Genomic DNA, 13,351 nt, shown 5'->3' on the forward strand with positions numbered 1-13,351 from the left:
GCATTTTGAGGTGGGAGTCTTACTGCCCGTTAATGCGGGATAAACATTCTTTCATTGTTTTGACGATAAAAGTAAAGTCTTCCTCTGTGATGCTTAATGGAGGCGCAAGCTGCAAAATATTATTGTAACCTGCAACAGTGTCACCATTTTTACCAATAATTAGACCTTTTTCTTTACAAGCATTGATGACTTTGTTCATCTTTTCAATGGAAGCTGGTTCTTTTGTTTGCTTATCTTCCACTAATTCAATCCCTAAAAGAAGGCCTTTTCCACGAACATCTCCTACGTTTGGATGCTCTTTTACATCCTCTAGTTCATATAACAGTCGTTCACCCAATTCTTTGGAACGTTCAATGAGTTTCTCATTCTCCATAATTTCTAAATTCTTCAAAGCTAAAGCGCAAGCAGCAGGATTTCCTCCGAACGTATTTACATGGCGAAAGCGATCATAATCATCACTGCCTACGAATGCCTCATAAACCTCTCGTCTAACCGCTGTTGCTGACAAAGGAAGATACGCACTTGTAATACCTTTTGCCATTGTAATGATATCTGGTTTGACGCCATAATTCATAAATCCAAACGGCTTCCCCGTCCGGCCAAATCCACATATAACTTCATCACAAATGAGCAACGCACCGTGCTTCTCGCAAATTTCTTTTACTTTTTCCATATATCCATCAGGAGGCATTAAAATTCCGCCCCCGGTAATAATTGGCTCCATAATCACGCCGGCTACTGTTTGGCTTAACTCCCATGTCATGACACGATCGATTTCATCAGCACTTGCCAGTGTATGAACATCATCTGGATTTCGATACGTATCCGGCGGTGCTACATGCAAGAATCCTTGCCCGAGTGGTTCATATTTATACTTTCGCTGTGCTTGACCTGTTGCTGCAAGAGCCCCCATTGTGTTACCGTGGTAAGCACGATAGCGTGAAATAAACTTATAGCGTCCATGATCACCTTTTTGTTGATGATATTGACGAGCAATTTTAAACGCTGTTTCATTTGCTTCCGATCCACTGTTAGAAAAGAAAATGACGTATTCGTCACCAAGCCATTCATTCAATTTTTCTGCTAATTTAATAGCGGGAACATGACTTTGTGTCAGAGGGAAATACGGCATTTCTTCAAGCTGTTCAAAAGCCGCTCTTGCAAGCTCTTTTCGGCCATACCCAACATTCACGCACCAAAGACCGGACATACCGTCTAAATAACGGTTTCCATCAATATCCGTCACCCATGCCCCTTCTGCTTTTGTAATAATTAAATTCGTTGGACTAGGGGCTGCTCCTCTCATTGCGTGCCAAAGGTACTTTTCATCTGTTTTTTTCAAACTTTGTGTTTGCTCTGTCGCTTGCACAATCACCAACTCCATTCTATCTTTTTATGATTTCATATCATTCTTTCAATAACGAGCCGTAAGCATTTTCTTGCGAGTATAGAATTCTACGCCATCTTTTCCATTTGCATGAAGATCACCATAGAAGGATTTCTTATAACCTGAGAATGGGAAGAATGCCATTGGAGCGGGAACTCCAAGATTAACCCCAAGCATACCTGCATCAATTTCTTCACGGAATTCACGAATAGCTTTAGCGCTATTTGTGTACAGGCATGCACCATTTGCGAATGGTGATGCATTAGCAACACGAATCGCTTCCATTAAGTCTTTTACGCGTACAATAGAAAGAACCGGTGCGAAGATTTCATCTTGCCAAATTTTCATTTCCTGTGTCACATTGTCAAAAATCGTTGGGCCAACAAAATAACCTTGGCTGTTTGCTGCATCGTCTTCACGTCCGTCACGAATAAGTGTCGCTCCCTGCTCTACACCGGATTGAATGTATCCGAGTGTCCGCTCTTTATGTCCTTCACGAATAACAGGACCAAGGAAAACACCTTCTTCCAGGCCATTACCAATCGTAATTGCATTAGCCTCTTGAAGCAGTCTATTAACGAGCTCATCTGCAACGTCTTCTTCCACGACAATAACAGCCGCAGCCATGCATCGTTCACCAGCTGAACCGAAAGCAGCATTTATAATTTCTTTCACTGTAGAACTAAGGTCCGCATCTTTTAATACGATCGAATGATTTTTTGCCCCTGCAAGAGCTTGTACACGTTTGCCGTTAGCTGCTGCTGTTTTATATATATACTCAGCCACAGGTTGGGAACCAACGAAAGATACAGCCTTCACATCCTCATTGTCAAGAATGCCGTTAACGACGTCATGTGCACCATGCACAATATTTAGTACTCCATCTGGAAGACCTGCTTCTTTAAACAGTTCAGCTATGCGATTAGCCAATAGCGGTGTTCTTTCAGATGGTTTTAATACAAACGTATTTCCGCATGCAATCGCGAGTGGAAACATCCAGCATGGCACCATCATCGGAAAGTTAAATGGCGTTATTCCTGCGATTACTCCGATCGGGTAACGATACATCCCTGATTCAACACCGGTAGCAATATCGGGAAGTTGTTCTCCCATCATTAAAGTGGGTGCGCCTGCGGCAAATTCGACACATTCAATCCCCCGCTGTACTTCACCGTATGCTTCTTGATAACTTTTTCCGTTTTCCAAGGTTACGAGTTTAGCTAACTCTTCCCAGTTTTCAATCAATAGCTGTTGATAGCGAAATAGAATCCGAGCACGCCGAGGAACAGCGATCTTTCTCCATGTTTTGAATGCTTCTTTAGCAGTTGCTACAGCTCTATCTAAATCTTCTTTAGTCGAAAGCGGCACACGGGCAATAATCTCTCCTGTTGCTGGATTTGGTACATCTTCAACCTGTTTACTTGTGGATTCTATCCATTGTCCACCAATATAATTTTTCAGCGTTTGTACATTTTTCATTACTACCATGGTGAAGCCTCCTATTTTAAGATAACCGTCCTATGTATTTATTACACTCACAAAAGAAAGCGTATTCATTTGACGTTATGTAAGCTTATTTGCATACATTTCTTCAAGATTACTAATTTTAATTTCTTATCTATTGAATACGCAGGAGCAGTCATCTGCTTAGCATTTGTCCACTCCCCAGTTCACATTATTTTAGATTAATCTCATGGTTCATCTTATAATTCTTTTTCAGAAATACTGGGCAATCCCATTCACAAACAAGATCCTTAGCTAAGGAAACGACCCAGTCCTTTGTAATATGATACTTTTTTCCATCAACAGTAATAAACACTTCACCGTCTGTCACATAGAAAACTTCCTGTTCTTCTACATGCCACGTTCCTTTATTCGGTTCGCCTACCCACGGTTCCCATGTGTAAGCACCTAGTTGCTCTGCTTCTTCTGCTGTAAGTTTTTTCGCAAAAAACATGATGATCCTCTCTCTTTCGTATTGGTAATTTTGAAGGAATAAGTCTATAAATCTACTGCCTTAACATTTGTATTTTTTAAACGTTTAAACTCTTTTTTCATAAAGTATATGGCAATGAGAACACCTGGAATTTCTGCAGCAGGAGCAGCGTACCATACACCTTCTACACCCCAGTATTTCGGGAAAATAAATAGAAACGGTAACATGAACAACAATATTTTGCTTACACTAATAAACGTTGCGGACCAATTTCTCTCTTGTGATTCAAAATAACCAGAGATAAGCAAACTAACTGCACTAAGCGTAAACAAACAATTGAATATAACTGTCGTCCAAATACCCAGTTTCTGTAATTCAGGATTACCACCGGAAAAAAATGCCACAATTGGATCTGCAAAAATGATTAGTATTGCTGTCACGATTACAAAGAAGGAAACCGTAAAAATGAGTCCCATCTTAATTGCTTGTTTCACACGATCAAGGTTGCCCGCACCGTAATTATAACTAATAATCGGTTGAAGTCCTGTCATCCCACCGAGCGCTGCTAAGGCGAGGAGATTTGTAATGTAACCGTTTTGAATTGTGAAAGCTGCAACGTGCAAACCACCACCGTAGCTTTGCAGTAAGTTGTTGGTGAAAATAATTGCAATAAACATCATGAACTGACTCGAGAAAGATGCAAAGCCCGTCCAAACCACTTCACCAATCTTCTTGAGATTAATCATCATATCTTTCATTTTCGGCTTAAGTTTTGTTTTACCAAACCAGAAATAAAAGATTAGGAGAGCAGGAATCGATTGCGAAATCGTATTAGCCCATGAAGAACCCATCATCCCCATGTCATACTTCACTACCATAATCCATTCCATAGTCCCAGCAACCACCGCTGCGACTAACCAACTGTTCATTGATAATATAGGTTTTTCATCGATATTAGCTAAAATACTTAATACAACGGCCAATATCGTTAATGGCAACGAAATCCATAGCAGTCGGCTATATTGCACCGCATATGGAAGCGCTTCATCACTTGCTCCGAATAAAATCATAATATCATTTTCAAAGATCAATCCAAGTATGGCTAACAAAGTGGAAAGGAAAAGAGTAAACCATAAAGTTTGTCCCATAATACCTCTAGCTTCCTCTATCTTGCCTTTTCCAAGCCGAAGTGAAATGACCGCTCCTGCTCCCACACCTAAAAGAACACCAATCATACGGGTAATAACCATGACCGTAAATCCAATTCCGATCCCTTCGACTTCCAGCTCCTGAAAGCCACTGACGAAATAGCCATCAACAACCGATACAACTCCTAGAATTACGTTAGCCATAATTCCCGCCAAAGCAAACCGTAAATATAGTAACGGAATACTTTTGGTTCCTAGCACTGAATCATCCACCGGCTTATTCATTACTTCTGGTTGCTCTATTTTTGATGACGGACCGTTGTCCACTATTTTCATGAGCATATCCCCTTATAAATAATTTATATAGCACGTTTTGCTCAATTAATTCGCATACCAACCTACAGGATTGGCATGCTGGTGGATATTGATTTGCTTCGTTTCCATAAAATGCTCTAGCCCAACAGTACCTAACGCTCTGCCGATTCCACTTTGCTTATATCCGCCCCAAGGGCCTTCAACATAAGCGAGATGATAACTATTAATCCAAGTAATTCCCGCACGCAGTTTACTAATAACACGTTTTGCTCGGTCCATATCTTCAGTAAATACAGCACCGGCTAATCCATAAATGGAATCATTCGCTTTTCGGATGGCATCTTCCTCATCTTTAAATTTCTGTACAACAAGGACTGGACCAAAGATCTCTTCCTTAACAATACACATATTCGCATTTACATCAGCAAAGATTGTTGGTGCAATGAAAAATCCTCGATCAAGCCCATTTTCTGTTAAGCGCTTACCACCACAAACTAACTTTGCCCCTTCTTCGATTCCACTCTTTATATAATGTAAAACTTCATTCATATGAGACTCGTTTGTGAGGGCTCCCATTTCGATGTTCTCGCTTTCTCCGTTGCCAACTACAATTTTGCTCGCACGCTCGGCCAATCTTTCAACAAACTTATCGTAAATGGTCTCTTGTACAAACAAACGGGATGCAGCTGAACAAACTTGCCCAGCATTGTGGAAAATACCAAACATCGCATTATCGACTGCGGTTTCAAAATCCACATCGTCGAACACAATAAGTGGAGATTTACCACCTAGTTCAAGTGTGATTTTTTTCATATTTCCCGCAGCTGCGCGCATAATACTTTGACCTGTTTTTGTTCCACCGGTAAAGGCAACTTTGTCAACATCATGGCTCTCTGCAAGCTCATTCCCAACCTTTGAACCAGGTCCCAATACCAAGTTTGCCACTCCGTCCGGAAGTCCAACCTCTTCGATAATTCCAAACAATTTGAATACGCTTACAGGAGTGACGTCAGCAGGCTTAATTACAATTGTATTCCCCGCGGCAAGTGCAGGAGCAATTTGCCAAACAGCTAACATAAGCGGAAAGTTCCAAGGTACAATAAGTCCACAAACACCAATCGGTTCATGAATAATAATTGTTTCCGAAGCATCCTCGCGAGTGTAAGATTCCTTTTTCATACCTTTGATCAAGTCAGCATAATAGCGGAAGCATTGAATCGACACCGGAATATCCACATGGGTTGTTGCACGGATTACCTTACCGTTATTTGCAGTTTCCAAACGGGCAATTTCAGCTGTCTTCTCTTCAAGACGGTCTGCAATCTTATATAGATAGTCAGCTCTTTCATCAGCCGATAAATCCGACCAGATTCCGCTGTCAAATGCGTTACGAGCCGCCTTAATTGCTATCTTCGCATCATCTGCTGATCCATGAGCAGACGTTGCGATAACCTCTCCGGTTGCAGGATTGATAATGTTTCTTCTAGCACCTGATAATGCTTCTACCCATTTCCCGTCAATGAACATGTTAATTTCCATAAACACCTCTCCTTTACGCGATAATATCTACCAGTTTGAAACCAATATGTGCTATATTGACCAGCATCGTTTTCTGATTATAGAATGGAAATGATTTGAGGCGTTCCTTTTCAAATCGGTATCCACCTGCACTCCCCGTAACGATCCATTGTGCCAATAACTTACCAAACAATGTCGAGAGAGACGCGCCATGGCCCGTATAACCCGTTGCGAAATATGCGCCTTCTTTGGATCTACCGATAACCGGGAACGTATCAATTGTAACCCCGATAAATCCACCCCACATGTAATCAATCTTGCTTCCTTCTAGTTTTGGCATTATTTTAACCATAGCATCGTAAACATTTTGATAAACAGCATCACCTAAGTTTGGACGAATATCGCCACCGCCAAATATGATCCGATTATCTGGTGTGCGCCTGAAATAGTAAAGGAAACTGCTTGTATCAAAAACCATGCGATCTTTAGGAATGACGGCATTCACCAGTGATTCTGGAAGCTGTTCAGTAGCAATAATACGTGCCGAAATTGGCAGTACGCCTTTATTCAGTTCAGCCATGATTTTTCCAGAGTAACCATCTGTAGCCACAATAATGTCTTTCGCAGTAACAGCACCTTTTTCTGTTACAACTTTTACACTATTTCGGCCGTACTCAATAGATAGTGCTTTCGAATGCTCAAAGATTTTTGCGCCGATCGATTTAGCTGCTTCTCCCAAACCAATTGCATAGTTCAGTGGTTGGAATGAGTAACTCGAGTTGTCGACTAAACAGCCATAATAATGCGGAGAATCAATCTCTTGATGCAACTGACTTCGATTAAGTACGCTTGATTCGTATCCAAAATTTTTGTTTAAGTATTCACTTTCATGTTTCAATCCTTCAAAATGCTTGGCTTTGTAAGCCGCCACAATGTGACCTGTCTTTCTGAAGTTACAGTTGATTTGATGCTCGTCGATAATGTTTTTCACTAATTCAACACTAAGCAGAGAAAGATCGTTAAGCTGCCTCGCCTCTTCGGCACCATACTTCTTGGCAAGCTCCTGCATCGTTGACTTATAGCCCGGCAATACCATCCCGCCGTTGCGACCGCTTGCGCCATATCCGATTGTTTCCTGCTCAAGGACAATGACACTCTTCCCTAACTTTTGCAAATGATATGCAGAAGAAAGACCTGTGAAACCTGCGCCAATAATGACAACATCCGCCTCTTCATTTCCTTCAAGAGGTTTTCCTTTGTCATAGCTGTTTGCAGTCGCTGTCCATAGTGAGAGAGTATCCATATGATCCATCTTATCCATAGCTAATCCTTCTCCTTTCGTGACATGTATGTTACAATACAGTCAAAAATATTCACAATATTCACACTTATTGAATTAATAATATGACTTGGAGTTTCCTCCAAGTCAATAGCCATTTGAGAGTTTTTTGAAGTCATTTTGCGAAAAAAATGGAGTAACTCCACTTTTTTCATTGGGGGGACATCTATGAAAATTGGTACATTTGCGAAGCTTTTTCATGTTACGACTGATACCGTTCGTTATTACATTGAACTAGGATTATTAATACCAGACAAAAAAAACACCCAGTATCAAATGAACCAATTGTGTTTCGACGACATGGCTTTTATTACTGAGCTGAAAAAATTTCATTTTTCATTGATAGAAATCCAACGAATTTTATCATATCGGCGTGTCACAAACTTCTCAGACCATGAGGATATCGACTACTACAACAACTTGCTCATTGATAAAAAGGACGAGCTAACCAAGAAAAAAGAAGACATATCAAAAGCTATCCAATTGATTGAAAAAGCAGCTCAAACTAGCTCACCTTCATCCAAAGAAGAGAATATTACAGGAATTCCGCTTGACTTTGTAAATTTGCTCTATTGTCCGAAGTGCCGCATTCCACTTGAAATGGAAGATGTAACGATTAAAAAAGTTTACATTCACACGGGGCGTTTAACTTGTACCTGTGGATACGAGGCAGCTATCGAAGAGGGTATTATCATTACCGCGAATTTGTACGAGACGTCTCCTTATCCATCTTATTTTTACGATAAAGAAACGATTAAAGAGATCAATCCCAAAATGATTAACTTATTTGAAAAAATTAATTTTCAGTTTCAAAAAGTTCTACAAAATATAGATTTGAAAAACAAATTAATTGTGGAAACAAACGTTGACGCTTTTGTGTCACTACCCAAATATATCGATGTTCTTGAAACAAGCGCGTCCTATGTATTCAGTGGCTATTCACTTGCGATGCTCAAGAAGGTTAGAAACAGAATTGAGCGTATGAATCCGAAGCCACGCGTCCTTTATATTTTGAATTCCGATTTAAATCTACCATTGAAACCGCTTAGCATCGATGTTTTTGTGGATAGTTTTTCAGTAACTGATTTTTCACTGCTCAATCCGCAGTTCCCAATTCACGTTCTAAAAAACTATTTACATAACAGTTCAACAATTGTCGGCGGATACTCATATTATGATAGTTCGGCCAAATCCTTGAAAAACATTTCAGCCTTATATCCAAATTCTCACGAACATATTTTACATCCAAAATACTTAGAAGAAAATTTATCAGGCCACGAATTTCAAATCACGCAAAGTGAAAATATCGGTTACTGTACAGATCCAGGACCTTATTTCGATTATCATGTAAGAGACGAAAAATTCCACATGCTCATGTATTTGGCTAGTACGAAACAATAGCACAAAAAAGCGCCATCACAAGTGACGGCGCTTTTTATATGTAAGAGATACTAGAAGATATCCTTCTAGCCTACTCCCATTTATAAGTCCAAAATTGTTCAAGTTGCAGCCATTTTAATGTTGCTGCATCTTTGTTTTTTATTTTTGCATGTGTTTCTTCAAGCATTGCTTCTGTTTGTGAACGATGCGCGCCTAGTGCAGCTAATTTATGTTCAAATACTTCACTAATATTATTTACAACATCCGGCTCACCGAGTACTGCTTCGCGATTTCTCGTAATCGCAACTGCATGAATGACTGGACGCTCTTCTTTTGGCATACGTGATACAGCGCGAACTACAGCACGGCCAAATGCATCATGATCTGGATGTACGCCGTGTTCTGGATAAAATGTAATAATTCGAGATGGATTTACTTCTTGAATAATCGCTTCAATTTTATCTGCAACAAAATCAACATCTTCAAATTCTAACGTTTTATCATGGAAACCAAGCATTCTTAAATCTTGAATCCCCATCGCTTCACATGCATCTTTTAATTCTTTTTCACGGATATTTGGAATCGTTTCACGGTTAGCGAATACATTTTTCCCCATGTTACGTCCCATTTGTCCAAGAGTACCGCATGCATATGTTACAGGTACTCCTTGATCTGTTAATAAGCGAATTGTTCCTCCCGCAGCAAATGCTTCATCATCTGGATGCGGAAATACAACAAGTACATGTCTCTCCATAAGTTTCCCTCCTTCTTACTTAAATGGCGTTAAGCTTAACTCAAGCGCTACCGCTAAGCGTCCTTGATTATCATGACCTGCTAGTAATAAACGCTCTTTATCGTCTACTTCCCAGTGCGTAATGCCTTCTGCATATACCCAGCCATGATCCATTTTCAAACCAACTCGGTATGGGTTGGTTCCAGTTATTTTCCCGCGTTCAAAACGGATAATTGCATTTCGAATGAATGCTCCAACTGTCATCAACTTTTCATTAAAGTGTGACGCATACGCTCCGTTTGTTGTTTCTAAATGAATATATACATCTTTATTTACAAAACGTTCAATTTCATTTTGAATAAGAGAACTATCTTTTACTATTTCCATCGGAATTCACCTCTTTAAACCATTTTACGCAAAAATAATGTAAATTGCTATCTCTATATTAGAGGACAACGCTCACTTTTCCTAATAATTTGCACTGTGTTTTTTATATTTTTTATATGATATGTAAAAATCACATTTTTTCCTTCACTTTGTTAAATAGTTTTCTTTCTTTTTTGAATTTGCTACAATATATTTTATCCCGTGTTAATGTAGCGAGATACATTTCGACAATTGAATACATACTTTAAAGAAGGTGACATGCTTGGAACATTCAGCACATGAAGTAGCAAATTGGCAATATTATTTTGCAATTGCCGTATTTTTAGTCACGTACGGTTTTATTATTTCTGAGAAATTGAATCGTGCTGTAATCGCATTATTCGGTGCTGCTATTATGATTATTTTTGGAATTGTAGATTTACATACTGCTTTCACATCACATATTCAATGGGAAACGATCACCCTTTTAATTGGGATGATGATTCTCGTACATATTACGAGTCAATCGGGCGTATTTGAATTTGTAGCTATTAAAGCAGCAAAAGCAGCTGGCGGAAAACCAATCCGCATTTTATTATTACTATCCCTATTAACCGCTGTCGGTTCTGCATTTTTGGACAACGTAACAACCGTATTATTAATCGTACCTGTTACACTATCCATTACACGTATTTTAAAAGTAAATCCTGTTCCTTATTTAATTTCAGAAGTACTATTTTCAAATATAGGCGGAACAGCAACACTAATCGGTGATCCGCCTAACATTATGATTGGATCGGCTAATAAGCATTTAGACTTTAATGCCTTTTTACTTAACTTAGCTCCAATTGTACTTATCATCGCTATCGTTACATTAGGCATTATTTACTTCATGTATCGTAACAAACTAAAAACAACAACTGAGCAAATTAAAATACTGATGGCATTAAATGAAAAAGATTATATTAAAGATCAAAGCCTCCTTTTAAAATCGATTACAATTTTAGGACTAACTATTTTAGGCTTTGTACTTCATTCTATTATTCATGTAGACGCTGCCGTTATTGCGATGACAGGTGCTACACTTCTTATGTTAATTGGCGTGAAAGAACATGATATTGAAGATGTATTTGCCCACGTTGAATGGGTAACCATTTTCTTCTTCGCTGGACTATTCGTTCTCGTTGGCGGGTTAATTGATATCGGACTTATTTCTTCACTCGCAAAAGAAGTAATCGACGTAACAAATGGCGACATCGGTTTCGCTGCTATACTTATCTTATGGGTATCTGGCATCGCATCTGCGACAATCGACAATATCCCATTTGTCGCAACGATGATCCCGCTTATTCAAGATTTAGCTACAGGACTCGGACTATCTGTCGATTCCCCGCAAATCGAAGTACTATGGTGGGCGTTATCTCTTGGAGCTTGCTTAGGAGGAAACGGAACGTTAATTGGAGCATCAGCAAACGTAGTCGTTGCTGGTATTGCAAAACGTGAAGGACATGGATTCTCTTATATGGACTTCTTAAAAATCGGTTTCCCCTTAACGATTATCGCATTATTATTATCACACGCTTATATATATTTACGTTACTTAATGTAAAAATTGTAGTGCATGAAATTATATCGGCGATTTTTAAAATATATCGATCGTTTTTCCGAATATATCAGCGATTTTCTAAATATATCGGCGATTCGATAACGAATATCGACTTACCGACAAATAACGACAGTAAAAAAGGTATGCAGCACTACGCCGCATACCTTTTTTCATCACCAAAATATACCTATAATTGCTAATCCACCTAAAATCATACCACCAATTTGTCCGATGATTGTTGGTGATAATTGAACACCTTTTCTCACTTCAACAACCGGTCTTTCGTGCCTTAGTTGCTGCACTTCACTTTGAAGTTGGTGTACACTTCCGTGCAATTCTTTAATTAGTTCTTTTAATTCAGCGACCTCTTCGTTTACTGGCTTACTTTTTTCTAAGTTCATTTTTCATAACTCCTTATAAATTCAATCAGCACACTGTAAAATTTCGCCAATTACCGCTATATCTCCTGCATACTACATATATAATATGGAATGTACTTTTATTAACAAGACCCTTTTAAGAACAAATTTAGATATTTTAGAAAGACAACTTTCATTAGTCCTTTATTTATAAGACTAATGTATTCAACAATTCTATTCTTTATAGTTTCTTTTTCATACAAAAAGCTTCACTAAAATTTAGCAGGTGTACCTTGATGAAAATACATTTGCCATCTTCCTTCTCTAAATTTCCATATCGAACTACGTAACGAGTGTTGATTATTTATTTCATTGAATATTCGATAAGTAGTTAATGCTACATCTTTGGATAATGGATGTACTTCAAAATCACTCAAAGTCATTTTTACCACACCAATTCCATTTTTATCGATATCCTCATTTTTATATAAAACTTTACCAGAACTTCCAAACTCAAAAAAATCAGCGGCAAGTATCTTTTTAAGCTCCTTTTGCGATGTGCGAACCCCTGGTTTAAGTAATCGTTCCTCTAGCTGATATAAACACTCTCTTAATGAAGATAAACCTTCCATTAGTACACTCCTTCGCTTATTATTACTTGAATATTACAACTTTTCTTCCTACACTACACAATTATTCTGTATGTTTTTGCTAGTTCTGCAGCTCTATCCATTCATCCCGCAATATCCCCATAATCATTCGATCAAAACACTTTCCATCTCGCTGAACTACTTCTCTCATACACCCTTCCATCTGAAAACCCATCTTTTTATACAACGCAATGGCAGCTTTATTATAAGAAATAACATCGAGGCCAACGCGGTGTAAATTCATTTCATAGAACGCATACTTTAAAATAAGATGCAACGCTTCTCTCCCATATCCTTTTCCTCTATCATTTGCATCGCCTATACCAATTGCTAATAAACCTGTTCTGTTATTCCACTCTATGCCGTGAATTGCAACAAAACCAATTAAGCGATCATCTTGAACTGTTCTTAACATGAAAGAAACACTATTGGATCTCCGTCCCTTTAATAGCCCATCACTCGCTATTTCATGTAACGATTGCGGGAATGCTAAGTCTGTATCTACATTTCTTAAATATTCACTATCCTCTTGCCACTTAGCCATCACTTCAGCATCTGCTTCTCTAATAGCTGATAATTTAATAGTTTTATTTTGAAAAAGATTCATCGTCATT

General features: G+C 38.8%; 13 protein-coding genes. 2 read left to right on the top strand and 11 right to left on the bottom strand.

Translation table 11 applies throughout. The features are described from left to right. Positions 1-19: 19 nt before the first annotated feature. From EXW56_RS16385 to EXW56_RS16410, 6 genes are all read right to left on the bottom strand, one after another. Complete coding sequence (locus tag EXW56_RS16385; protein ID WP_176555899.1) at positions 20-1,384, bottom strand: aspartate aminotransferase family protein; 1,365 nt, start codon at positions 1,382-1,384, stop codon at positions 20-22. Between the two features lie 30 nt (positions 1,385-1,414). Next, positions 1,415-2,875 carry a CoA-acylating methylmalonate-semialdehyde dehydrogenase gene (locus EXW56_RS16390; RefSeq protein WP_286118859.1) on the bottom strand — a complete coding sequence of 487 codons (1,461 nt, stop codon included), beginning with the start codon at positions 2,873-2,875 and terminating at the stop codon, positions 1,415-1,417. Between the two features lie 187 nt (positions 2,876-3,062). Then, positions 3,063-3,344: a cupin domain-containing protein gene (locus EXW56_RS16395; protein ID WP_215557267.1), complete on the bottom strand. Its 282-nt coding sequence runs from the start codon at positions 3,342-3,344 to the stop codon at positions 3,063-3,065. 44 nt (positions 3,345-3,388) lie between these two features. Further along, entirely contained in the window at positions 3,389-4,807 is a 1,419-nt protein-coding gene (locus tag EXW56_RS16400; protein WP_215557268.1) for an MATE family efflux transporter, read from the bottom strand. Between the two features lie 45 nt (positions 4,808-4,852). Continuing rightward, positions 4,853-6,325: an aldehyde dehydrogenase family protein gene (locus EXW56_RS16405; RefSeq protein WP_215557269.1), complete on the bottom strand. Its 1,473-nt coding sequence runs from the start codon at positions 6,323-6,325 to the stop codon at positions 4,853-4,855. Positions 6,326-6,338: 13 nt separating this feature from the next. Then, entirely contained in the window at positions 6,339-7,625 is a 1,287-nt protein-coding gene (locus tag EXW56_RS16410) for an NAD(P)/FAD-dependent oxidoreductase (protein WP_215557270.1), read from the bottom strand. Between the two features lie 186 nt (positions 7,626-7,811). Here EXW56_RS16410 and EXW56_RS16415 point away from each other — a divergent pair, with 186 nt between their 5' ends. After that, positions 7,812-9,044: a MerR family transcriptional regulator gene (locus tag EXW56_RS16415; protein WP_002199776.1), complete on the top strand. Its 1,233-nt coding sequence runs from the start codon at positions 7,812-7,814 to the stop codon at positions 9,042-9,044. A gap of 70 nt (positions 9,045-9,114) precedes the next feature. Here the strand turns inward: EXW56_RS16415 and bshB2 are convergent, their stop codons facing one another. Then, on the bottom strand, positions 9,115-9,777 hold the full coding sequence (gene bshB2 / locus EXW56_RS16420) for a bacillithiol biosynthesis deacetylase BshB2 (RefSeq protein ID WP_000439466.1): 663 nt from the start codon (positions 9,775-9,777) through the stop codon (positions 9,115-9,117). Positions 9,778-9,792: 15 nt separating this feature from the next. Next, positions 9,793-10,143 (bottom strand): YojF family protein, encoded by a 351-nt coding sequence (locus EXW56_RS16425; RefSeq protein ID WP_000407037.1) that lies wholly within the window; start codon positions 10,141-10,143, stop codon positions 9,793-9,795. A gap of 262 nt (positions 10,144-10,405) precedes the next feature. Between EXW56_RS16425 and EXW56_RS16430 the strand changes: the two genes are divergently transcribed. Continuing rightward, positions 10,406-11,731 carry an ArsB/NhaD family transporter gene (locus EXW56_RS16430; protein ID WP_002111011.1) on the top strand — a complete coding sequence of 442 codons (1,326 nt, stop codon included), beginning with the start codon at positions 10,406-10,408 and terminating at the stop codon, positions 11,729-11,731. Between the two features lie 170 nt (positions 11,732-11,901). Here EXW56_RS16430 and EXW56_RS16435 read toward each other — a convergent pair whose 3' ends face one another. From EXW56_RS16435 to EXW56_RS16445, 3 genes are all read right to left on the bottom strand, one after another. Further along, a complete protein-coding gene (locus EXW56_RS16435) occupies positions 11,902-12,129 on the bottom strand; it encodes a coiled-coil domain-containing protein (RefSeq protein WP_002033458.1) in 228 nt (75 codons plus the stop codon). A 230-nt stretch (positions 12,130-12,359) separates the two neighbouring features. Next, a complete protein-coding gene (locus tag EXW56_RS16440; RefSeq protein WP_002199772.1) occupies positions 12,360-12,719 on the bottom strand; it encodes a nuclear transport factor 2 family protein in 360 nt (119 codons plus the stop codon). A 79-nt stretch (positions 12,720-12,798) separates the two neighbouring features. Next, positions 12,799-13,350, bottom strand: a complete 552-nt coding sequence (locus EXW56_RS16445) for a GNAT family N-acetyltransferase (RefSeq protein ID WP_215596777.1) — start codon at positions 13,348-13,350, stop codon at positions 12,799-12,801. Position 13,351: the final 1 nt, after the last annotated feature.

Origin of the sequence: Bacillus mycoides (assembly GCF_018742245.1) — a bacterium.
Taxonomy (GTDB): domain Bacteria; phylum Bacillota; class Bacilli; order Bacillales; family Bacillaceae_G; genus Bacillus_A; species Bacillus_A cereus_U.